This is a genomic window from Acidimicrobiales bacterium (assembly GCA_040219515.1).
Lineage (GTDB): Bacteria > Actinomycetota > Acidimicrobiia > Acidimicrobiales > Aldehydirespiratoraceae > JAJRXC01.
In genome coordinates this window covers 338,150-360,678 of record JAVJSI010000007.1, presented here as the reverse complement: position 1 = coordinate 360,678, position 22,529 = coordinate 338,150, and the positions used below count along the sequence as shown (strand labels likewise).

The following is a 22,529-nucleotide window of genomic DNA, read 5'->3' as shown; positions in this document are numbered from 1 at the left end:
TGATCTGACGTCTCATCGACACCGCAGTCGCGTTACCGTGAAGCGATGCTGTTGGCCGAGCTCGAGATCTACCACTCGCGCCCGATTGCGCCCACGCGCCGTGTCGCGATCGGCAACACGCTGTTGCCGTGCGACCCCGCCCCGGGGTTCGCAGGACTGCTGCTCGGCGGGATCGCCGCCCGGTTCGGCATGGACCTCGATCCCGACGACGTTCCCGACATCGTGGCGTTGACCCACGAGCTCGAGGCCGGTCGCCGAATCCCTCAGCCCCGCCTGCGCCATCGCTTCCAGGACGACCGGGTGGGGCTGACGCACAGCCCCCACCGACTCCACCGCGACGACGACACCGATGGCATGCGGTTGCAGCTCACGACGAACAAGGGTGCTCCCTCCCAGCAGGTGCTCGGTGCGGTCTACGCCGCCGGCGCGCTCCCGATCGGCTCACGCGGCGAGGTGCTCGCGGCCGTTCGACGGGGACTGTCGTGGACAGGTGACATCGGGCCGGCGTTGCTGGCGCACCTGGCCGGTCGTGGTCACTCGTCACTCTCCTCGAGCGCCATGGCCGATCCGGTCGGCTGGGCGATGGGCATCCTCGGGCTGTCGGCGCTCGACGAGCGCCCCGCCAAGGGCGAGGTGCAGCGCGGCTACCGAGATGCCTTGCTCGCGGCACACCCCGACCACGGCGGTGCCGGTGACCAGGCCGCCCAACGCATCGCCGACATCGGCGAGGCCCGACGGATCCTCCTGGCCCGCTGACGAGCGTCATCGTCACGGCGGGCCTCTAGTCTCGCAAGGGTGTGGGATCGCATCGAGAGCCTGGAGCAAGAGCTTCGCGACGTCGGAATTCGGCTCAGCGACCCCGCCGTGCAGTCGGACCAGGCCCAGATGGCCGACCTCGGCCGCCGCTACAAGCAGCTGGAGGAGGTCGTCGCGGCGGGCCTGGGGCTGAAAGCGACGATCGGCGACCTCGAGGTCGCCAATGAGATGCTCCGCGATGCCGACGGCGGCGATCGCGAGGAGATGCGGACCGAGATCCGCGAGCTCGAGGCGAAGATCGAGACGGAAACAGAGGCGCTCCGGCTGCTGCTGCTGCCGCCGGATCCCAACGCCGACCGCAACGTCATCATCGAGATCCGCGGCGCGGCGGGGGGCGAAGAGGCGAACCTCTTCGCTCGTGAGCTCTTCACGATGTACGAGGCCTACGCGAAGCGACAGGGCTGGCGGCTCGAGATGCTCGGCGCATCACCCTCCGACCTCGGTGGGTTCACCGAGGTCACTGCGTTGTTGAGCGGCGATGCGGTGTGGACGCGGATGAAGCACGAGGCGGGCACCCATCGTGTGCAGCGGGTGCCGGTGACCGAGTCGCAGGGCCGTATCCACACCTCGTCGGCCACGCTCCTGGCGCTGCCCGAGGCGGAGGAGGTCGAGGTCGACATCAACGACAACGACCTCCGCATCGACACCTACCGGGCCGGTGGTCCGGGTGGGCAGTCGGTCAACACGATGGACTCCGCGGTGCGCATCACCCATCTCCCCACCGGGGTCACGGTCTCGATGCAGGACGAGAAGAGCCAGCTCAAGAACAAGAACAAGGCCATGCGAGTTCTCCGTTCGCGGCTCCTTGCCCTCGAGCAGGAGAAGGCCAACGCCGAGGCGTCCGACCTTCGACAGAGCCAGGTCAACACCGGTGATCGGTCCGAGAAGATCCGCACCTACAACTTCAAGGAGAACCGGGTCACCGACCACCGCATCGGACTCACCATTCACAAGCTCGACCGCGTGCTCGCGGGCGAGCTCGACGACGTGAGCGACGCCCTCGTGGCCGAGGAGCGCCAGCGTCAACTCGAGGACACGGAGTGATCGGCGTTGGACCCGACGGCACCTGAGGGCACGGTCGCGTGGTCGGCGCTGCTCGCGGAGGCGACCGAACGAGTGGGGGCGAACGACGCGCGCCGCATCGTCGAGGAAGTCACCGGGGCCGACCCGGGCCGGTTGCATCGTGTGCTCGACGAACTCGCCACCGAACGCGGGGTCGCCCGTTTCGATGCGATGGTCGCCCGTCGTGTGGCCGGCGAACCACTCCAGTACGTCCTGGGACGATGGGGCTTCCGTTCGCTCGATCTCATGGTCGACCGCCGTGTGTTGATTCCTCGGCCGGAGACCGAGGTCGTCGCCGGGCTGGCGATCGAGGCACTTTCTTCCAAAGCAGTGCCGTCTCGAATCCACGACGTGAGCAGGGATCTGCTCGTCGCCGACCTCGGCACCGGCTCCGGCGCCATCGGTCTGGCGATCGCGGTCGAGTGTCCGACCGCCCGGGTGATGGCGACCGATGCCTCCACCGACGCGCTGGCGGTGGCGAGGGCGAATCTCGCCGGCGTCGGCCGGGCGGCCACCAGGGTCTCGCTGCACGAGGGGTCCTGGTACTCGGCCCTCCCGCCCGCTGTCGAGGGTTCGCTCGACCTGATCGTGTCGAACCCCCCGTACGTCGCCGACGGCGAGGAGCTGCCCCCGGTTGTGGGGGAGTGGGAGCCGCCCACGGCCCTGCGCGCCGGTGCCACCGGACTCGACGACCTGCGCCGTCTCGTCGACGACGCGCCCCGCTGGCTCGCGGCCGAGGGAGTGCTCGTCCTCGAGATGGCCCCCGACCAGACCGACACCGTCGCCGGCTGGGCCGAGGCCCTTCGGCTGCGCGCCACCATCCATCCCGACCTGACCGGCCGGCCCCGTGCCGTCGTGGCCAGGAAGAACGCGGAGTAGCAATGGAGCCCGACGACCTCGAGAACGCCGTGCGCGACCTTCGCAGCGGGGGCGTCGTGATCATCCCCACCGACACGGTCTACGGCCTCGCCGCTGCGGCCGAGAACAGTGCCGCGGTCGATGCGATGTTCGCGCTGAAGAATCGACCCGTCGATGTGCTGGTCGCAGTGCTCGTGGCCGACATCGATCAAGCTCGCAACTATGTGGATCTCGGCCCGGCGGGCGAGGCCCTGGCCGCGCGCTTCTGGCCCGGTCCGTTGACGATCGTGGCCCCGCGCCACGTCGTCGGGTCCCTCGCGGCCGGCGATGACGAGACGCTCGGCGTGCGCTGTCCCGACGATGTGGTGGCGGTCGCGCTCGCCTCGGCGGTGGGTCCGATCTCGGCGACGAGCGCCAACGTGCACGGCGGCGACACGCCGGTCCGCGCAGCCGAGGTCGCGGCCCTGTTCCCCACGATCGCGACGGTGCTCGACGACGGTCCCCGGCCGGGCGTGGCGTCCACCGTGGTGTCGGTGGTCGGCCCGACACCGGTCGTCCTGCGGGAGGGATCGATCACCGAGGCCGAGATCGAGGCCATCGTCGCCTCCGACTCCTAGGCTCGGCCCATGCGTATCGCCGTCGGTTCCGACCATGCCGGATTCCACCTGAAGCAGTCGCTCGCCCAGCATCTGCGCGACGAGGGTCACGACGTCGTCGATTGCGGGACCCACTCCGAGGACCGGGTCGACTATCCCGACTTCGGCGCGGCTGTCGGTCGGTCGGTCGCGTCGGGCGAGGCCGACGGTGGACTCTGTGTGTGTGGCAGCGGGATCGGCATCGCGATCGCTGCCAACAAGATCGCCGGGGTACGGGCCGCGACGGTCCACGACGCCACATCGGCCCGATTGAGTCGCGAACACAACGATGCCAATGTGATCTGTGTCGGTGAGCGACTCACCGGGCCGCAGGTCGCAGTCGACGCACTCGACGCCTGGCTCGGGGCGACCTTCGAGGGCGGTCGCCACACCGCTCGGGTCGCCAAGCTGGATGCCCTCGGTGGCGAGTCCGTCGCCCCGGTCTGATTCACTCGGACGGTACGCTCTGCGTTGATCTCGCATTCTGGAGGACACCATGCCCTGGCCCAGCGCCGCCGATGATCCTGTGCTCGACCTGATCACGAAGGAAGAGACCCGCCAGAACTCCACGATCCAGCTGATCGCATCGGAGAACTTCGCCTCGCCCGCCGTCATGGCCGCGACCGGATCGGTGCTCACCAACAAATACAGCGAGGGCTATCCGGGCAAGCGCTACTACGGCGGCAACATGGTGGTCGACGAGATCGAGGACGAGGCGCGCCGGCGTGTCTGCGCCTTGTTCGGCGCCGAACACGCGAACGTCCAGCCTCATGCCGGCGCGGTCGCCAACATGGGCGTCTACCAGGCCCTGCTCGAACCCGGCGACACGGTCCTCGGCATGAGCCTGGACCACGGTGGGCACCTCACCCATGGCTCGCCCGTGAACTTCTCCGGGCTCCAGTACGACTTCGTGTCCTACGGCGTCACCGCCAGCGACGAGCGCATCGACTACGAGGACATGGCGGCCAAGGCGCACGCGGCGAAGCCGAAGATGATCGTGGCGGGTGCCACCGCCTATCCGCGCATCATCGACCCGAAGCCGCTGCGTGAGATCGCCGACGAGGTCGGGGCCCTCCTGATGTTCGATGCGGCGCACATCGCCGGGCTGATCGCCGGTGGGGCGCATCCGAACCCGCTGCCGCTCGCCGATGTCATGACCTTCACCACCCACAAGACCCTCCGGGGACCGCGAGGCGGCTGCATCCTCACTCGTGAGGAGTTCGGGGCCAAGATCGACAAGGCGATCTTCCCCGGCATCCAGGGTGGACCCCTCGAACACGTCATCGCGGCAAAGGCCATCGCCTTCGGCGAGGCGGCCAGCGCCGAGTTCGCCGACTACGCGGCCCGCATCGTGGCCAACGCCGGCGCGCTGGCCGAGGCGCTGGCCGGCCATGGCTTCCGACTGGTGAGCGGCGGCACCGACAACCATCTGATGCTCGTCGATCTCGGGACGTTCGACGAGGAGCTGACCGGCAAAGAGGCCCAGGCGGTGCTCGACGACGCCGGCGTCAGTCTCAACAAGAACACCATCCCCGACGATCCCCGCTCGCCGTTCGTCACCTCGGGCGTGCGCATCGGCACCCCGGCCGTGACCACGCAGGGAATGGGACCGGCCGAGATGGCCGTCATCGCCGAGTTGATCGCCCGCGCCCTGCGCGAGCGGGCGGACCCGGGCGCGGTCGCCGCGGTCAAGGCCGATGCCGCCACTCTCTGCGCCGAGTTCCCGCCCTACCCGAACCTCGGAGCCTGAGGCCCGGTCACCGGAGGCGGCGTCATGATGCCGGCCCTCTCGGCCTATCTCCTCGTCGGGGCCACCGCGGCGATCGTCACGTTTCTCGCGGTGCCGATCGTGCGGCGGATGTCGATCCGTATCGGCGCGGTCGCCGAGCCCGACGAACGACACGTCCACCTCGTCCCGACGCCGCGCGGCGGTGGGGCGGCGATGATGTTCGGACTCCTCGTGGCGTTCGGCGCGGCCGCGCTGCTGGACGAATTCTCCGGCGTCATGTCGGCCCGTACGGAGATGATCGGCGTGGTCATCGCCGCCGGCGTGATCTGGAGTGTCGGCTTCATCGACGACGTCCGCGAGATCTCGGCGCCCGCGAAGCTGGCCGGCATGGTGCTCGCCGGCTCGGTGATGTCGCTCACCGGGGTCTCGATCCTCTTCTTCCGGGTGCCGTTCTTCGATCTGCTCTTCCTGTCGGCTGATTGGTCGGCGCTGGTCACGGTGATGTGGGTGCTCGGCATGGCCAATGCCGTGAACTTCATCGACGGTCTCGACGGTCTGGCCGGCGGCATCATCGCCATCGCGTCGGCGACGTTCCTGCTCTACGCCCTCCAGCTCGGCAACGAGGGTGTGCTCGATCCGAACAATCCCGGTGCGCTCTGGGCGACCATCACGCTGGGCCTGTGTGTCGGCTTTCTCCCGCACAACGTCCACCCCGCCCGGATCTTCATGGGCGACAGCGGGGCGCTGCTGCTCGGCCTCCTGATGGCCGCATCGACCATGTCGGTCGGCGGGCGGACCACCGAGGAATTCTCCGGTCAGGCGTTCTTCTTCTTCGCGCCGATCTTCATCCCGCTGGTGATCCTCGGCGTGCCGATCCTCGACACGCTGTTCGCCATCACCCGTCGGGCGGTGAAACGGACCGCCGTGGCCGAGGCCGACAAGGAACACCTCCACCACCGGCTGATGCGTCTGGGCCACGGCCACCGGCGCTCGGTGCTGATCCTGTGGCTCTGGACCGCACTGCTGTCGGCCTTCGTGCTCTATCCGACCTACACGGGCGAAGGTGACGCCATTGTTCCCATCGGTGTGGCGGCGCTCGCCCTCGGGTTGTTCACCGTCTTCCATCCGCGCTGGCGGGGTTCGGTGGTCGAGGCCGATGCCGCGGACTTCGAGGCGATCGACGCGGCGAAGGCGAAGGTCGAGAGGTCGCGTCTCAGAGAATCTCGACGGGGACGCCGGTCGGCACCCTGATGTCCTCGACGAGGCGGGTGATGTCGTCGTTGTGCACGCGAATACAGCCTGACGACACGTTCGTACCGATCGTGGTCGGATCGTTGGTGCCGTGGATGCCGAGTTGGCCCGGACCGCCGTTGAACGTGGTGAAGGTGTCGGAGTAACCCGAGAGTCCGTAGGCGAAGGCGCCATAGACCGAGTCGGGTGAGAGCGGACGCAGGAGTTCGGTGGTGTAGTACCGGCCCAGGGGTGTGGGCGCGTTGTCGCGGGCAACGCCCACGGTCGTCTCCATCACGACCTGCTCGTGATCGAAGACGGTGAGTCGGAACTCGTCGAGTTCGACCCTCATCGCGAAGTTGTGGCGCCGGAGATCGACGCTGTCTCGGTGGACCCAGCCAAAGGACCCGTTGGGTCGGGTGGGCAGGAGCACCCGATAGTGCTCGAACCCGTCGAAGTCGTCGAGGAGGAACACGAGCTCGTCGCCCGATGCGATCGGGTTGGCGAATGTGTGGGACGCGATGTCGTCACCGGGTGCGTCGACGACGTCGACCTGGTCACCGCGGGCGACGGCGACGAAGGACAATCCGACCCGATCCTCGGGCGGTTCGACCGAATCGCGCAGCGCCTGCATCGGCGACACCGAGCCGGCGCCGGCGGTGGGATCGGGGATGACCTCGCCGGACGGGCCGGCGCCGGGCCCGAGGTCGATGTCGACCCCCTCGTAGGCCTCGAGCAGGTCGCGTTCAGGCGCCGCGCACGCCGCCAAGCCGAGTGCGCCGGCGCCCAGCAGGAATGAGCGTCGTTCCATCGCCATGACGGTATCGCTCAGCGGTCCTCGGGGTTGATCGCTTCGAGCTCGAGTCCCGCGGTTTCCGGGTAGCGGCGCAGGACCAGCCAGGCGACCACGAGCGGACCCGCCAGCAGTATCGCCAGCGCAGGGCCGATCTCGCCGAGGCGATCCGACACCTGGCCCACGAAGATCAACCCGACGGCGCTCCCGACGACGCCGACGGTGACGATCACCCCGTTCGCCCGCCCACGATCGTGGGTGCCGAAGAGCTCGGGTCCGTAGACGGCCATCGCCGGCACCGCGATACCGCCGAGCACCACCCCGACCATGGTGATGAGCCAGAGCGCGGGCCCGGCCGAGAAGTAGGCGAGGGCCGAGAATCCGGTCCCGAGGAGGATGCCGATGGCGCCGACCCTTCGGCGCCCCTTCGTCTCGGCGAGGTAGCCGCCGAGCAGTACGCCCAGCCCGGCCGGCGTACCGGTCACGAGGGTGAAGTTGGAGATCCCCGACGCGCTGTAGCCGTGCTCGTCCTTGAGGAAGTCGTTCTGGAAGCTCGAGGCGGGGGAGAAGAACATCGAGAGGAGAAACGCCGACCCGGCCAGGAGGATGAGTCGTTGGCGGCGCCGCTGTCGCTGGTCGGGAGTGAGGATCGGCGCGCTGGACTCGACCGACTGGGTGAACCGCAACGTCTCCGGCAACCGTCGTCCGACCCAGATGATCACGAAGATGCCGAGTCCGCCCACCAGGTACACGCCCCGCCAACCGCGTATGCCGAGATCGGCGAGGCGGAGAACGTTGACGGCGATTCCGGCACCGAACGCCGCACTGAGCACGAGCACGGACGCCGCCCACGCGCGGCTGCGGGCCGGCATCTCCTCGGCGGCGACGATCACGATGATGATGCCCAGTCCGGTGGAGAGGCCACGGGCGATCAGCTGTGTACCGCCGAGTGTCCAGATGTCGGGCGCGAGACCGCCGAGAAGCGTGAACGTGCAACTCCCGAGTCCGGCGATGACGAGCATGGACCGTCGGCCCCGGCGATCGGCGAGCGCCACTGCGACGAGGCTGAAGAGCACCCCCACGCGGGCGACGCCGAGCACCCATCCTTGGGCGCTGTTGCCGCGGCCGAACTCGTCGGTTGCGAAGCTGATGGTCTGCGTGAGTACGGTGCCGAGATAGCCGTCGACGATCTGGGCGGCGGCGAGCAGGCCCAGCACCATCGCCGCCCGCGCGTCGAGGCGATCGGGCGGCGCCCACCAGTAGTCGAAGCGATCCTGGCGCCGGCGCAGGGCCCGGCGAATCGGCAACTGGAACAGCCACCCCCAGACGGGGATCGCCAGGCGGTAGGTGGTGGTCTCCTGGACGCGCCACTCGTCGCCCTCGCGGGACGCGTCGAGCGTCCGCTCGTAGTAGGCGAAGGGTCCTTGGGCGAGGCCGTAGCGGCCATCGGTCTCCGGGGTCTCGGCGACGATGTCGTCGCGGGGCTCCCGTCGGCGGTCGAGCTCGGTGTCGTCGCACGTGGTCTCGGTGCGGATCACTCGGCGTCGGCTCACGGCCACCGATCGTAGGCCCGGCTCACGCCATCTCGGTGCGCTCGCGTATCCTTCCCGTCGTGCAATTGCTTGACGATCCGCGGGCCGAGCACCTCTCTCCTTCCGCCCGGCGGTTGCTACGACGACCGCGTCCGAGATTCCGTGGGCTCCTCCACCGGTGGGCGGCCGTCGCCTCGGTCGCAATCGGCATCGTGCTCGTCGTCGGCGCCGACGGCAGTAGGGCAGCGACGGTCATGGCCATCTTCGCCTTCGGCAACACGGCGATGTTGGGCGTGAGCGCGATCGTGCACCTGCGGGACTGGCCGATCGAGCGCGTCGAGATGATGGTTCGGCTCGATCACACGACCATCTTCTTGATGTTCGCGACGACGGCCACACCGATCGCGGTGCTGGGCCTCGATGGCGCCGTCTCGACCTGGCTCCTCGCTGTCGCCTGGACCGGCGCGCTGCTCGGGATCGCCGCGGAATGGACACCCGTGCATCCGCCGGCGGGAGTGATGAACGCGGCCTATCTGGTGTTCGGCTGGTCAATGCTCGTGTTCGTGCCGTGGATGATCGCCCACCTCACGCTGTCCGAGGTCGCCTTGTTGCTCGGTGGTGGCGCCGCCTACACCGTCGGTGCCATCGTGGTCGGTGCCCGCTGGCCCGACCCGTGGACCGACTCGTTCGGCTATCACGAGATCTGGCACGTGTTCGTGGTGGTGGGCGTGGCGCTGCACACCGCCATGGCGGTCTCACTCGCCTGGTAGCGGGCAACGCTGCGCGCAGCGGGGAGTCACATGGTGAACGTCTCGGGCCACGCGTCGCTGCGGATCAGCGCATCGGCACCGCCGTCGACGAAGACGACCGACCCGCAGGCGAAGCGAGCCGCCGGTGAGAGCATGAAGATGATCCAGTCGGCCATGAGGTCCGGCGTTGCCGGCTCACCCGTCGGGATCGGGAAGCCCTCGAGGAGAGGCCCGAAGTCGGCATCGTCCTTGCCCGCCTGGAACAGGGGAGTCTGCACCGGGCCCGGCGCGATGACATTGAGGGTGATGCCCTGGCCGACCCACTCGTCGGTCACGGCCGCTCGCCGGCACCAGCGTGAGATCGCGAGCTTGGCCCCGCCGTAGGCGATCGCGCCGTCGAAGGGCTCGGGCACGTCGCCGACGATGGCGACGGCGCCTTCCTCGTCGCCGGTCAGGAACGCCTCGATCAGTTCCGGCGGCAGGTTGGGCGAGGTGGTGGACGAGTTCGATCCGACCTGCACCACCTGCGCGGCCCCCGCAGCCGCGAGCGCGGGCCGGAGCCCATCGAGCAGCGCGTGGGAACCGAAATAGTTGACCCTTGCGATCAGGTTGCCGCGCAGCGGGGGTCCGACCCCGGCCGCAGTGACGAGGCCATCGAGCGTGCCGCTGCACCGGTCGAGGGTGGCCTCGAGGACGGCGGCTCGACCATCGGCCGTGGAGAGGTCGCCGACCACCTCGGCGTCGTGGAGGTCGATACCGATGACCGTGTTGCCGGCGTTCTCGAGCTTGGCCCGGGTGGCGGCGCCGATTCCGGATGCCGATCCGCTGATCGCGTAGGTCCCCACATTGCTCCGTTCGTCATGCACTGGTGCACGATGATCGTCCGGCCGCGCCAAACTGGGCAAATGGATCCAGTCGAACGGAGTGCTGCGCTCGAGGCGGAGGGCAGCCGCCTCCTCGATGTCGCGGCTGTCGATCTCGAGGCCGATGTGCCCGCCTGCCCCGGTTGGCGGGTGACGGAGCTGCTCGGCCACGTGGCCAACGGATGGGAGGCGTTCCGGGTCATCGTCGAGTCCGGCTCGACCGAGCCGCCTGATTTCGGTCGGCTCGCGCCCACACCCGAGGAGCCCGACGACATCGCCCGCTTCGCCGCCGAGCGGCTTGCGCTGTTGGTGCCGGTCATCGGGTCGAGCGACCCGACCCGGCCCGTCTGGACCTGGTCGGGCATCGCCGACGTCGGCTTCTACCACCGGCGTACGCTCATCGAGACGGCGGTGCACCGAGTCGACGCCGAGCAGGCGGTGGGGCAGGTCTCGCCGATCGATCCCGACATCGCCTTCGACGGAGTGGACGAGCTCTACTCCGTGCTGCTCGCCGGGTTCGACGGCGCCTCGCCCGCCGGATCGCTCCACCTGCACCAGACCGACGGTGAAGGTGAGCTGATGCTGACGGTGGTCGACGGCCGCATCGCCGTGACGCACGAGCACGGCAAGGGTGATGCTGCGGTGCGGGCCGGAGGGGCGGACCTGCTGCTCACCATGTACGGCCGGCTATCGCTCGACGGGCTCGAGGTGTTCGGCGACCGCTCCGTCGTCGAGCAGTGGATCGCGTTGGCTCCATGAACGACGCCGATGACGAGCGCGACGCGCACGATGAATCCGAGGAGCTCATCGAGGAGATGACGCCGAAGAGCTTCGCCGGGGGGAACAACCTCGACCAGCTGATGCCGATCATCTTGTTCTTCGGGTTCCGGATCGTGCTCGACAATCTCGTGCTCGCCGTGGTCGCCTCGCTGCTGTGGTCGATCAAGGCGGCGATCAGCCGTCATCGCCGCGGCGTGGGCGTCGGATGGTTTCTGCCCGGGATCGCGACCTACCTGACCGTGCGGGCGGGGCTGACGATCGCCGTCGACAGGAGCTGGATCGACGTCGACGTCAGCGCCGACGCGGTCTACTTCGGGTTCGGGATCATCGGCAAGATCCTGATCGGCGTGGCGTGTGCCCTCACGATCTTCGCCGGCCGGCCCATCCTCGCGTGGTTGATCCCGAAGGTCGTGCCCCTGCCGGCCACGGTCATCGCCGACCCCCGCTTCCGCAAGGCGATGAACGGGGCGACGTGGGTGCTCGTGGCGTTCGAGTTGCTCACCTCCGTCTGGGACATCTGGCTCTACAACAACTCAGGACTGGGCTTCTTCTTCCTCACTCGTTCGGGCGTGAACTTCATCGTGTCCTTCGCCTGTATCACCGGCGCGCTGATCTACATCGATCGCACACTGGATCCGATCCCCGACTATCCGGGCATCACACACCTGATGGAGGAGTCCGGGCGGATCAGATCGTGACGGAGGTCGACCGCCCGGCTCGGCTGGTCCACCTCGCCGAACTCGACGTGTGGGCGGCGTGCGCCCCCGGGGAGACGTATCTGCCGAAGGAATGGGACCGCGACGGATTCATCCATCTCTCGGCGATCGACCAGGTGCTCACGCCGGCGAACCGCTTCTACCGCGGGCGCGACGATCTGGTGGCGCTCGTGCTCGACGCCCACTATCTGGAGCGCGCGGTGGTGTGGGAGGCCGGAACCGACACCGACGAGCTGTTCCCGCACCTCTACGCGTCGCTGCCCACGGCCGCGGTGCTCAACGAGATCGCCTTTCCGCCCGGTCCCGACGGATCGTTCGTGTTGCCGCCCGCACTCGTGCGGGCGGTGCGTTCACCCCTCGGCCGCTAGGTCGTCGAGCGGGTCGGGTCCGAACTCCCGCAGGAGGGTGCCGTAGTCGGCGCCGCGGCGGAGGTTCTGGCCGCCGTCGACGGCGAACGCCTGGCCGGTGATCCACGAGGATTCGGGCCCGATGAGGAAGCGCACCATCTCGGCGATCTCCTCGGGTTCGCCCACCCGGCCGAGCGGGATCTGGGGCAGGTAGTCGTCGAGCAGGGCGCCACCACCGGTGATGGGGCCCATGAGTTCGGTGGCGACGATGCCGGGCTGCACCGAGTTGACGCGGACGCCGAAGCGACCCATCTCATCGGCGCTCACCCGACAGAGGTGATCCAAGCCGGCCTTGGCGGCGCCGTAACCGCCCAGGTAGCGCATCGGATCGTGTCCGGCGTGGGAGGAACACCCGACGATCGACCCGCCACCGCCCTGCTTGGCCATCTGGGTGCCACCGTGCTTGAGGCACAGGAACGTACCGATGTAGTTGAGTTCCATCGTGGACCGGATGGTCTCGACCTCGGAGGTGGCGAGTGGGCCCATGCCGGTCGAGCCGCCGGCCGATGCGAACAGTCCGTCGAGACGGCCGGTGATGGAGCTCGCGCTCGCGACCGCGGCGCGGACGTCGTCCTCGTTCGTGACGTCGGCGACGACGTGCTGCACGGTGACACCGTCGGCGGCTCCTGACGCGATCCGTTCGACCGCACCGACGAGCTTGTCTTCGGTGCGACCGCAGATCGTGACGTGGGCGCCGTCGGCGGCCAGCTTCGCCGCCGCCGCTTCGCCGATGCCGCTGCCGCCGCCGGTGACGAGTGTTGCAAGACCTTCGATGGATGCCATGGCGCAGAACCCTAGCGAGCCGGGGAATTTTCGTGCGAATGCGCGACGCTCCCCACTGACCTATCGTCGAGAGGGGTGACCGGCACTGGCGGTCCTGCAATCCCCCGATTCCAATCCCCCGACACGATCAGGAGCATGCGATGGGTATCAAGGACTTTGCCGCCAAGGCCAAGGCCAGGTTGGGCGGCGTGGCCGAGAAGGCCGGCGACGCTGCCGAGACCGTTCGTGAGAAGGCCGGCGACGCCGCCGAGGCGGCCGTCGACAAGGTCGACGACATGACTGGGGGCAAGGTGCCCGACGCAGTCAAGAAGGCAGTCGACAAGATCGACGGTGAGGACGACGCCCCCGAGGCCCCCGGGACCCCCGAGGCCTAGCGTCGCGGTCGGTTCAGCGTCGGACGACGCGGACCGGCCGAACCACCGCTCGTTCCTCGGTGCGAGACGCCTCGAGGTCGACCTCCGCTTCGAGCACCCATTCGTGATGGCCACTCGGATCCAACAGGGTCTGGGTGGCCATGCACGTGCTTGCGTCGGGTGTGGTCGAACCGTCCGCGTTCCGGTCGAAGTCGAACCACTCGCCGCTCCGAGCATCGGCATCGATGCCGATCCACTCGTGTTCGTCCCAGTACGGCGCGATGTCGTCGGCCAGCAACGCCGAACGACGGTTGGCGAGTTCGGTCACGAATCGGAAGAGTTCGTTGCGTACGAGCACCCGGAAGGCCCGACGGTTCGCGGTGATGTCGTCGGGTTCGTCGGTCGTTTCGGGGGTGGGGGCCTCGGGGTCGGGGTTGCGGAGTCGTTCCCACTCGTCGATCAGGCTGGAGTCGACGCGACGGATCATCGCGCCGAGCCACTCGATGACGTCGTCGAGATCGTCGTTCGACCTGTCCATCGGCACGGTCTGCAGCAGCGTCTTGTAGACGTCGGTGAGGTAGCGCAGGACGAGGCCCTCGGAGCGCTTCAGGCCGTAGCGAGCCACGAACTGGTTGAACGTCTCGGCGAACTCGAGCATCTCCCGGGCCACCGCTTTGGGGCTCACCCGTTCGCGCCCGACCCACGGGTGGTGCCGGGCGAAGATCTCGAAGGCGGGTTCGATGAAGTCGGCCTCAGGTCGTGGCCAGGTGACCTCCTCGAGCCGGTTCATCCGCTCCTCGTACTCGACTCCCTGCGACTTGAGTTCGCTGATCAGGGTGTCCTTGGCCTTGTCCTTCTGGGCGATGAGGATCACCATCGGGTCGGCGAGAACCGACTCGACCAGGCTGAGTATCTGGAGGTGATAGTCGGGTGCGTCCGGGTCGAGCCCGTCGAGCGCCTCGACGACGAAGAGCGACAGCGGCTGGTTGAGACGGAAGTCGTCCTGCAGGTCCAGGTTCACCCGCAGCGGATCGGTGTCGATGATCTCGGCGTCGACAAGCGAACGGTACACCGCGATCGCCCGCCGGATGTGGCCGCGCTGGGCCTTGCGGGTCTCGTGGTTGTCGGTGAGCAACTGCTTCATGGCCGCACAGCCGTCGCCGGGCCGGTCGAGCACGTTCAGCATCATGGCGTGGGAGACGGCGAAGCTCGAGGAGAGCGTTTCCGGCGTGCCTTCGCTGAGACGGACCAGCGTGTCGCCGTCCCAGTGGGCGTAGCCCCGCTCCGGTGGCTTCTTCTTCACCAGCTTCTTCTTTTTCTTCGGGTCGACCGCAGCCTTTGCTTCCGCCCGCTTGTTCTCCACCACGTGCTCGGGTGCCTGCACGAGCACACTGCCGGCAACATCGAAACCGCGGCGGCCGGCTCGGCCGGCGATCTGCTGGAAGTCGCGCACCGACAGCACTCGCACGCGGCGGCCGTCGTACTTGCAGAGCTGGGTGAAGAGCACCGATCGGATCGGGATGTTGACGCCGACACCCAGTGTGTCGGTGCCGCAGATCAGCTTGAGCAGGCCCTGTTGGGCGAGCTTTTCGACCAACAGGCGATACTTCGGGAGCAGGCCGGCGTGGTGCACGCCGATGCCCGCTTCGACGAAGCGTTTCAGGTCCTTGCCGATCGGGGTGTCGAAGCGGAATCCGCCGATGGCCTCCTTCACGAGGGTTTTCTCGTCCTTGGTGAGCACGTCGAGGCTGGTGAGACTCTGTGCCCTCGCGGTGGCCTCCTTCTGGGTGAAGTGGACGATGTAGACCGGGGTCCGGCCGTCGTCGAGGAGCTCGCCGATGGTCTCGAGCAGCGGGGTCTCCCGGTACTCGAAGTCGAGTGGCACGGGGCGTTCGGCATCGGCCACCAGCTCGACCGAGCGGCCGGTGCGGGCCGCGAGGTCATCGCGCAGATCCGTCGTGTCGCCGAGCGTTGCACTCATGAGCAGGAACTGCGTGTCGGGCAGTTCCAGCAGCGGGACCTGCCACGCCCAGCCGCGGTCGCGGTCGCCGTAGTAGTGGAACTCGTCCATCACGACGAGGTCGACGTCGCAGTCGGGGCCGTCGCGCAATGCCCGGTTGGCCATGATCTCCGCCGTACACACGACGACCGGGGCATCGGCGTTGACGCTGGCGTCGCCGGTGACCATGCCGACGTTGTCGGCGCCGAGCTCGGCGGCGAGTTCGAAGAACTTCTCGCTCACGAGCGCCTTGATCGGCGCGGTGTAGACGGCCTTCTTCCCCTGTGCTGCCATCGCGAAGGCGCCGGCCACCGCCACCAGTGACTTGCCCGACCCCGTGGGCGTCGCGAGAACCACGTGGTCGCCCGCCAGGATGGCGAGGATGGCCTCCTCCTGGTGGGGGTAGAGCTCGAGGCCGCGGTCGTTGGCCCATTCGAGGAACGCCAGCAGCAGACTCTCGGCGTCGGCCTCGGGCGGCACCCTCGTGATCAACATGGGGTGAAGATCAACAGGGTGTCGAGGGTCGGTTCGCTCATCGCCGCCCACCCTAGCGCTGGCCGTCCCCCGCCGATCTGGCCGAATACGTGGGCAGTAGGTCATTGACGCCAACGAGGACCCACCCCCATGGTGGAGGCGTGGTCCCGCAGCGAGTGCTCTTCGTCATCTACCCCGGCCTTCAGCCGCTCGACCTCGTCGGCCCGCACGAGGTGTTCGTCGGCGCCAACGAGGTGCTGGTTCGGCAGGGGTGCCCGCCGGCGTACCTCGCCGAGATCGTGGCTCGCACGGCCGGGCCGGTGCAGGGCGAGAGCGGCCTCGCGGTGTGCGCCACCGGCTCGTGGCGTGACCGGGCCGCCGAAACGGCGGCCGACACGTTGATGGTCGTCGGTGGTACCGGGGTCGAGGCGGCCATCGAGGATCGAGAACTCGTCGACTGGATCCGGCGGGCGGCGGGCCGGGCGCGCCGAACCGCGTCGGTGTGCAGCGGCGCGCTGCTGCTCGCCGAGGCCGGGCTGCTCGACGGCCGCCGCGCCACCACGCACTGGTACCGGGAACGAGAGTTGCGGGCCCACGCCAGCGTGGAGGTCGACATCGATCCGATCCATGTCGTCGACGGCCCGATCTGGACGTCTGCCGGTGTCACGGCGGGGATCGACATGGCCCTCGCGATGGTAGAGGTCGACCATGGCGTCGAGGTCGCCCAGACCGTCGCTCGTCATCTCGTCATGTTCCTCCGTCGCCCCGGCGGCCAATCGCAGTTCGCACCGGCCGTCTGGGCCGAACCGGCCGAGTCGCCTCCTGTTCGCCGGGCCCAACAGCTCGTGCATGCCGAGCCCGGTGCCCCGCACGCCGTGGCTTCACTGGCAGCGAGGGTCGGCATGAGTGAACGCAACTTCTCCCGTACCTTCACCCGCGAGATCGGCACGACGCCGGGCCGCTATGTCGAGCAGGTGCGAGTCGACGAGGCCCGCCGCCTGCTCGAGCAGGCGCCCACCGGTGTCGCCGCGATCGCTCGGGCCTGCGGCTTCGGCACCGCCGAGACGATGCGCCGGGCGTTCCTGCGCATCGTCGGGGTCGCGCCGTCCGAGTACCGCAACCGATTCGCCCACGACCGGAGCCCGGGGACCAGCCCCGGGCCTGAAATGGAGTACCACCGATGACCACCTACGGACTGCTCGTCTTCGACGACGCCGAAGAGCTCGACTTCGTCGGACCCTGGGAGGTGTTCACCGCCTCGTCGATGCTCAAGACCTTCGACGGCCGCCCGGCCGACACGGTCGTTCTCATCGCCGAAGCGCTCGAACCCGTCCGGTGCAACAAGGGGATGCGGGTGCTGCCCGACCACACCCTCACCGATCATCCGGCGCTCGACGTCGTGCTGGTTCCCGGCGGTCAGGGCACCCGCACGGAGAAGGACAACCCCGGGCTCATGGCCTGGCTCGCGGGTGTCGCCGAGACGGCCACCTGGGTCACCAGTGTCTGCACCGGGTCGTTGCTCCTGCACGAGGCAGGCCCGGGACGGGGTCGTCGCCTGGCCACTCACTGGGGCTTCGAGGACGCACTCGAGGCGAGAGGCGACTGTGCGGTCGTACGCGACCAACGCTGGGTGGTGGACGACACGGGTGCAGGAGGAACGGTCGTCACCAGCCAGGGTGTGTCGGCCGGCATCGACATGGCGTTGTGGCTCGTGGGACAGATCGAGACGCCCGCGCACGCACGGGCGACGCAGCACTACATCCAGTACGACCCCGCGCCGCCGTACGCCGAGGTCGCAATCCTCTGAGAGTGAGCTGCCGTGAGTGTCAGCCGAGTCCGGAGAAGTCGATCTGGCCGGTGGTCATCGCCGCGGTGAAACCGTTGTCGGCCACGGTGTTGTGGCCGTTCATCGCGATCGAGGCGTCGGTGCCCATCATCACGAGGGTGCGGGCGATGTCGTCGGCGGTGAGCATCGTGCCGCCGGTCTGATCGACCGTCCACTGGATGACCTGCTCGGTCATGTGCTTGATGAAGTCGTCCATCAACGGCGTGTCGATCGGGCCGGGGCACACCGAGTTCGTGCGCACGCCGAAGTCTCGATGACTGCGAACCGAGGAGTACATGGTCCACACCTGGGCGATCTGCTTGGAGAACGCGTAGACGTCGGCCGACGCGAGCTCGTCGTTGTCGGCCACCCATTGCAGCGCCGTGTCCCAGTCGTCGATGCCGATGAACTCCAGGATCTTGGCCAGATTGTCGGGCCACCCCTGGCCGGCGATGGAGGCGGTGTTCACGATCGCCCCACCGCGGGTCATGCCCGGGAGCAGTCCCTCGGTCAGCCGTCGTACGCCGAGACAGTTGACGCGGATCACGAAGTCGGTGGGGTGAACACCGGCCACGCCCGCGTTGTTGAACAGCACGTCGACCCCTTGGCCGATGGATGACACGGCCTCGTCGATCGATGCGGGATCCGACATGTCGGTCGGGATGAACCGGGTGGCCGGGCCGGTGGGCTCCTTGATGTCGAGCACCGTCAGGTCGGTGCAACCGCCCTCGACGAGGAGCTCGACCGCGGCGGCGCCGACGCCGGTGGTGCCACCGGTGAGGACGACCTTCTTGCCGTCGTAGCTGAACAGACCGGACATCAGGTTCCTTTGCTTGCCGAGGACTTGGGGGTGAAGGCCATGTGCGCCTCCTTGAGGCCGAACACGAACGCATTCGGCATCTCGACGTGGGGTTCGTCGGTGAGTCGTTCGAGCTTCTCGACGCGGGCGACGAGGCGCTCGAAGAAGGTCTGGATCTCGAGCCGGGCGAGCGACGCACCCATGCAGAAGTGGGTGCCGAAGCCGAACGCGATGTGGTGGTTGTCGGACCGGGTCACGTCGAACGTCTCCGGGTCGTCGAAGTGGGCGGGGTCGCGGTTGGCGCCGCCGTAGGCCAGCAACACCTGCTGGCCCTTGGCGATGGTCCGGCCGTGCATCTCGTAGTCCTCGGTGGCCACACGACAGAAGTTGTGGATCGGGGTGACCCAGCGGATGAACTCTTCGACGGCCACCTCCATGTCGGCGCCGGCCTGGAGCTTGGCCCACTCGTCGGGGTGGTCGGCGAGCGCCAGCAGGGTGCGAGCGATCACGGTGCGGGTGGTCTCGGCCCCACCATCGAGCAGGAGGAGGCAGTCGGAGATGATCTCGTTGAGGCCGAAGGGCGCACCGCCGACCTCGCCGTTGCGCTCCTCCTCGATGCTGATCCAGTGGGACATGACGTCGTCGGCCGGGCAGCCCTTCTTCTCCTCGTAGAGCCCGCCGGCGGCCACGGCGAAGTCCATGGCCGAGGTGATGCCTTCCTCGTCGTGATAGCGGGGTCCGCCGCCCAGCGCGATGGTGGTCTCCGACCAGTGCTGGAGCTTGGGCCACATCTCGGTGGGGAAACCCAGGAGCAGGCCGATCATCTGGGCCGGCAGTGGTGCCGCGAGTTCACCGACGATCTCGGCTCGCCCCTTGGCGAGCGCAGCATCGAGCAGTTGGTCGACGGTGTCGAGCACGTGGTCCTCCCAGCGCCGAACGGCTCGCGGGGTGAAGCGGCGGGAAACGAGATTGCGACGGGCCATGTGCAGCGGATCGTCGGTGCCGATGATCGACTCGTCGGCGGGGATGTTCGGGCGGTACCCGCCCTTCTCCTTGTCGGAGTTGATGAACACCCGCTTGTTCTTCTCGATCTCGACGATGTCGTCGTAGCGGGTGATGACCCACATCTCGTTGATGTCATCCCAGTGCACGGGCGAATTCTCGCGGAGCCATGCGTAGCGGGAGTACGGGTCGTCGACATAGAAGTCGCCGTCGAGAATGTCGAGGGGACGAGGGTCGGTCGGGGCGATGGGTTGCGCGGCAGCCATGGGCGTGCACCCTAGAGACTTTGTGATCAGTCGGGGTAACTGGATCCGGTGGGCATGGTGCGACTGACGACTGCGACAACGGCGCCGTAGGCCATGAGCACCCCCGCAGAGAGCAGCAGGGTGGTGCGTTCGCCCAGGTCGAGACCACGCTGGTCGGCGGCAAGGCCGAGAACGAGCGTGCCGACCCACACCAGGCCGCCCCAGGCGATGCCGAAGAGGGACATGACCCGGCCCCGCATCTCGTCGGCCACCACCTGCTGCACCAGTGTCTGGAGTGTGGTCATCGTGCCGAAGTAGAAGAAGCCGAGCACGACCTGCCAGATCACGGCGATCACGAGCGAGCCGGACAGCGCGAAACCGGCGAGACAGACGCCGTAGAGCACGAGCGCCAGTGCACCGCGGGCCATGCTCGGCTCCCGCTTGCTGTAGCCGACCGTGAGGGCGCCGACGATGGCCCCGATGCCGGTGGCGGCCACGATCACGCCGAAGCGGCCGGCGTCCTCGCCGAGCACCTCGCTGGTGAACGAAGGGATGAGGGCCGTGTGGGCGACGCCGAAGATCGACCCCACCGCAACCGTGGCGATGGCGAGCAGGGCCGGCCTGCGGTCGCGCGCATGGCGGAATCCGACCGCCATTCGTGCGAAGACGCCGAGTGAGTCGGCGACGATCCTCTGTGGTGCGACCTGCACCCTCGACATCATCACCGCGGCGATGGCGGTCGCAACGGCGAACGCGGCGAAGGCCAGGTGGAATCGCTGCGAGGCGATGATGCCGGCGGCCAGGATCGGTCCTGCGACCCGGGTCATGTTCTGGACCGCAGCCTGCATCGAGATCGCGCTCGTCACCTCGTCGGGCGACACGCTGTTCACCACGAGCGCACCGGCCGACGGGCCGATGAACGAGAAGCTGCTCCCCAGGGCGAGGGCCAGGAGATAGATGGCGACGAGCGGCGGGGCGTCACTCAGATAGGTGAGAACCGCGAGCAACGAGGCGGTGAGCGCGGCCGCGCTGTAGCAGGCGACCACGATCCGGCGTCGCTCCAGTCGGTCGGCCAACACCCCGGCGAACGGCCCGATGACCAGCTGGGGGGTGAAGAGGGCGACGAAGAGCCATGTGATGGCGAGGTTGTCGCCGTCGGCGGCACGGTCCTCCACGAGGCCCTGCAGCGTCACGTGGCTCATCCAGAAGCCGATCTGCTGTATCAGGAAGCCGGTGAAGATCAGCCGATAGGCCCGATGTCGGAACGCGATGAAGCCCCGACCCTTCTCGGACCGGATGAAGCGTGCGGCGAGGCCGGTGGGCCCGGTGCGGACCTCGTCGGCCGCGCCGGTCAGTACTGACCCTTGCGTCCCAACACGACAGGGATGGTACGAGCGACGATGACCAGATCGGTCACCAGGCTCCAATTGTCGACGTAGTACAGGTCGAGCTGGGCGTAGCGGGAGTCGTGGTCGCCGTCGCTGCGTCCCATGACCTGCCACATGCCGGTGATGCCGGGCTGCACGCGCAGTCGGTTGTGGAGTTCCTTGTCCCAGGCCTCGACCTCTCGCGGCAGAGCCGGTCGGGGTCCGACCAGGCTCATCTCGCCCTTGATCACGTTGAGGAGCTGCGGGAGTTCGTCGATCGAGAGTTTGCGCAGCCACTTGCCGACCGGGGTGATCCGCGGGTCGTTCTCGATCTTGAAGAGCGGCCCGGTCGCGGTGGACAGGTGTTCGATGGAGGCGAGTTGGTCCTCGGCATCGATCACCATCGTGCGGAGCTTGTGCATGTCGAAGAGCTCGCCGTCGCGACCGACACGCGGCTGGGAGAACACCGCAGGTCCCGGGGTGCTCAGCTTCACGGCCAGGCTCGAGAGGAGCAGGAGCGGCGCCGAGACGACCAGCAGGGCGCAGGCGGTGATGACGTCGAAGGTCCGCTTCGTGCGAGGGCGCCAGCCGGTGCGGCGGACGGGTTCGACGTACATCATGGGCACCCGGCCGACGGGCCGCACGGTGAGACGGCTCGCCGCGATGTCACACAGTGTGGACGAGAGCTCCACGTGAATGCCGTGTTCGGTCAGCGAACGGATCAGACGGTTGGAGCTGCCCACGTCGATCGCGGTGGCGGCGATGATGACGCTGTTGACCCCCATCTCCTTCACCTTGCTGACGACCTTCGCCGGATCGCCGAGGAGCGCCAGGGGGGACTCGCCCGGCTCGCGCTCGACAAGGTCCTCGATGAAGCCGTGAAAGACGTAGCCGAGGGCGCTGTCGCCCTCGAGCATCTCGCGGACGAACTGTCCCTCCGCATTGCGACCGGCGATGACGACCGGACGAAGCAGTTGGCCGTTGCGACGGGCTCGGTCGAACAGCGATCGGGCGATGAGCCGCTCGGTCACCAGCAAGATGAGCAGGAGCGCCCCGGTGAGCAGAACCCAGCGGCGTCCGACGGTGACCTTCATGAGGATGCTGAGACCGCCGGTCATCAGCATGCCGACGGCGACGCTGCGCACGACCCGGTTCGTTTCGTCGATACGGCGGCTGAGGTAACGAGCGCGGTAGAGCAGCTGTTGGGTGAAGACCATGGGCCAGATCGGCAGCGAGGCGAGCACGAGGCCCATGTACTCGGCCGTGCCGGTCGGGTCGCCTTCGTTCAGGACGTCGTTGAGCCAGGTGCCGGCCACGAGTGCCACCGAGACCATGAGCAGGTCGGCGATGACGAGGGTGATCTTCGTGGAGTTGAGCGGATTTCGGCGCGTGGGACCCCCCGGCAGCGAGTCGCTGTCGGGGTAGAGCATCACGGAGGGCGACTCGGGTGTCGCCGTCGATGGGGGTATCTCGGTCGAAGTCATGTCAGGTCACGCTCAGTGCCCAAAGAGT

At 68.2% G+C, this 22,529-nt stretch carries 23 protein-coding genes; 14 read left to right on the top strand and 9 right to left on the bottom strand.

The annotated features are described in order from the left end of the window. The first annotated feature begins 45 nt into the window (after positions 1–45). From RIB98_06175 to RIB98_06145, 7 genes are read left to right on the top strand one after another with little or no spacing between them, the layout of a single operon-like run. Positions 46–756 (top strand): hypothetical protein, encoded by a 711-nt coding sequence (locus RIB98_06175; GenBank protein MEQ8840548.1) that lies wholly within the window; start codon positions 46–48, stop codon positions 754–756. 39 nt (positions 757–795) lie between these two features. Then, complete coding sequence (gene prfA, locus RIB98_06170) at positions 796–1,860, top strand: peptide chain release factor 1 (GenBank protein MEQ8840547.1); 1,065 nt, start codon at positions 796–798, stop codon at positions 1,858–1,860. 6 nt (positions 1,861–1,866) lie between these two features. Next, positions 1,867–2,757, top strand: a complete 891-nt coding sequence (prmC, locus tag RIB98_06165; GenBank protein ID MEQ8840546.1) for a peptide chain release factor N(5)-glutamine methyltransferase — start codon at positions 1,867–1,869, stop codon at positions 2,755–2,757. 2 nt (positions 2,758–2,759) lie between these two features. Continuing rightward, complete coding sequence (locus RIB98_06160; GenBank protein ID MEQ8840545.1) at positions 2,760–3,353, top strand: L-threonylcarbamoyladenylate synthase; 594 nt, start codon at positions 2,760–2,762, stop codon at positions 3,351–3,353. A gap of 9 nt (positions 3,354–3,362) precedes the next feature. Next, positions 3,363–3,818, top strand: coding sequence for a ribose 5-phosphate isomerase B (gene rpiB, locus RIB98_06155; protein MEQ8840544.1), 456 nt, complete (start codon positions 3,363–3,365; stop codon positions 3,816–3,818). 49 nt (positions 3,819–3,867) lie between these two features. Then, positions 3,868–5,121 (top strand): serine hydroxymethyltransferase, encoded by a 1,254-nt coding sequence (gene glyA / locus RIB98_06150; GenBank protein ID MEQ8840543.1) that lies wholly within the window; start codon positions 3,868–3,870, stop codon positions 5,119–5,121. 24 nt (positions 5,122–5,145) lie between these two features. Continuing rightward, positions 5,146–6,351 (top strand): MraY family glycosyltransferase, encoded by a 1,206-nt coding sequence (locus RIB98_06145; GenBank protein MEQ8840542.1) that lies wholly within the window; start codon positions 5,146–5,148, stop codon positions 6,349–6,351. Here the strand turns inward: RIB98_06145 and RIB98_06140 are convergent. Beyond that, on the bottom strand, positions 6,314–7,141 hold the full coding sequence (locus tag RIB98_06140) for a L,D-transpeptidase (GenBank protein MEQ8840541.1): 828 nt from the start codon (positions 7,139–7,141) through the stop codon (positions 6,314–6,316). The two genes, RIB98_06145 and RIB98_06140, sit on opposite strands and share 38 nt — an antisense overlap. Positions 7,142–7,158: 17 nt before the next feature. Next, positions 7,159–8,676 carry an MFS transporter gene (locus tag RIB98_06135; GenBank protein MEQ8840540.1) on the bottom strand — a complete coding sequence of 506 codons (1,518 nt, stop codon included), beginning with the start codon at positions 8,674–8,676 and terminating at the stop codon, positions 7,159–7,161. A gap of 59 nt (positions 8,677–8,735) precedes the next feature. Between RIB98_06135 and RIB98_06130 the strand changes: the two genes are divergently transcribed. Next, positions 8,736–9,425 carry a hemolysin III family protein gene (locus RIB98_06130; protein MEQ8840539.1) on the top strand — a complete coding sequence of 230 codons (690 nt, stop codon included), beginning with the start codon at positions 8,736–8,738 and terminating at the stop codon, positions 9,423–9,425. Positions 9,426–9,451: 26 nt separating this feature from the next. On the opposite strand, the gene RIB98_06125 is transcribed toward RIB98_06130, so the two are convergent. After that, the gene (locus RIB98_06125) at positions 9,452–10,270 is read right to left on the bottom strand and encodes an SDR family oxidoreductase (protein MEQ8840538.1); all 819 of its coding nucleotides are present in this window, start codon (positions 10,268–10,270) and stop codon (positions 9,452–9,454) included. A gap of 39 nt (positions 10,271–10,309) precedes the next feature. Between RIB98_06125 and RIB98_06120 the strand changes: the two genes are divergently transcribed. Genes RIB98_06120 through RIB98_06110 form a run of 3 tightly spaced genes read left to right on the top strand, consistent with a single transcriptional unit; the run spans position 10,310 to position 12,131 of the window. Beyond that, positions 10,310–11,026, top strand: coding sequence for a maleylpyruvate isomerase family mycothiol-dependent enzyme (locus RIB98_06120; GenBank protein MEQ8840537.1), 717 nt, complete (start codon positions 10,310–10,312; stop codon positions 11,024–11,026). Beyond that, entirely contained in the window at positions 11,023–11,745 is a 723-nt protein-coding gene (locus RIB98_06115; protein MEQ8840536.1) for a hypothetical protein, read from the top strand. The genes RIB98_06120 and RIB98_06115 overlap by 4 nt, the downstream gene beginning before the upstream one ends. Beyond that, positions 11,742–12,131, top strand: a complete 390-nt coding sequence (locus RIB98_06110) for a DUF952 domain-containing protein (protein ID MEQ8840535.1) — start codon at positions 11,742–11,744, stop codon at positions 12,129–12,131. The genes RIB98_06115 and RIB98_06110 overlap by 4 nt, the downstream gene beginning before the upstream one ends. On the opposite strand, the gene RIB98_06105 is transcribed toward RIB98_06110, so the two are convergent. Continuing rightward, entirely contained in the window at positions 12,114–12,953 is an 840-nt protein-coding gene (locus RIB98_06105; GenBank protein ID MEQ8840534.1) for an SDR family oxidoreductase, read from the bottom strand. The genes RIB98_06110 and RIB98_06105 overlap by 18 nt on opposite strands. 140 nt (positions 12,954–13,093) lie before the next feature. On the opposite strand from RIB98_06105, the gene RIB98_06100 reads away from it, so the two are divergent. Next, positions 13,094–13,327, top strand: coding sequence for a hypothetical protein (locus tag RIB98_06100; protein MEQ8840533.1), 234 nt, complete (start codon positions 13,094–13,096; stop codon positions 13,325–13,327). Between the two features lie 13 nt (positions 13,328–13,340). On the opposite strand, the gene RIB98_06095 is transcribed toward RIB98_06100, so the two are convergent. Then, complete coding sequence (locus RIB98_06095; protein ID MEQ8840532.1) at positions 13,341–15,800, bottom strand: DUF3516 domain-containing protein; 2,460 nt, start codon at positions 15,798–15,800, stop codon at positions 13,341–13,343. 140 nt (positions 15,801–15,940) lie between these two features. Here RIB98_06095 and RIB98_06090 point away from each other — a divergent pair, with 140 nt between their 5' ends. Beyond that, positions 15,941–16,963, top strand: a complete 1,023-nt coding sequence (locus tag RIB98_06090) for a DJ-1/PfpI family protein (GenBank protein ID MEQ8840531.1) — start codon at positions 15,941–15,943, stop codon at positions 16,961–16,963. Continuing rightward, the gene (locus RIB98_06085) at positions 16,960–17,586 is read left to right on the top strand and encodes a DJ-1/PfpI family protein (GenBank protein MEQ8840530.1); all 627 of its coding nucleotides are present in this window, start codon (positions 16,960–16,962) and stop codon (positions 17,584–17,586) included. Before RIB98_06090 ends, RIB98_06085 begins: the two co-directional genes overlap by 4 nt. Before the next feature lie 19 nt (positions 17,587–17,605). On the opposite strand, the gene RIB98_06080 is transcribed toward RIB98_06085, so the two are convergent. The 4 genes from RIB98_06080 to RIB98_06065 are packed head-to-tail and all read right to left on the bottom strand — an operon-like array spanning position 17,606 to position 22,501. Beyond that, positions 17,606–18,424: an SDR family oxidoreductase gene (locus tag RIB98_06080; protein MEQ8840529.1), complete on the bottom strand. Its 819-nt coding sequence runs from the start codon at positions 18,422–18,424 to the stop codon at positions 17,606–17,608. After that, positions 18,424–19,671, bottom strand: coding sequence for a cytochrome P450 (locus RIB98_06075; protein ID MEQ8840528.1), 1,248 nt, complete (start codon positions 19,669–19,671; stop codon positions 18,424–18,426). The genes RIB98_06080 and RIB98_06075 overlap by 1 nt, the downstream gene beginning before the upstream one ends. Positions 19,672–19,697: 26 nt before the next feature. Continuing rightward, the gene (locus RIB98_06070) at positions 19,698–21,077 is read right to left on the bottom strand and encodes an MFS transporter (GenBank protein MEQ8840527.1); all 1,380 of its coding nucleotides are present in this window, start codon (positions 21,075–21,077) and stop codon (positions 19,698–19,700) included. Then, positions 21,002–22,501 (bottom strand): sugar transferase, encoded by a 1,500-nt coding sequence (locus RIB98_06065; protein ID MEQ8840526.1) that lies wholly within the window; start codon positions 22,499–22,501, stop codon positions 21,002–21,004. The genes RIB98_06070 and RIB98_06065 overlap by 76 nt, the downstream gene beginning before the upstream one ends. Positions 22,502–22,529 lie beyond the last annotated feature (28 nt).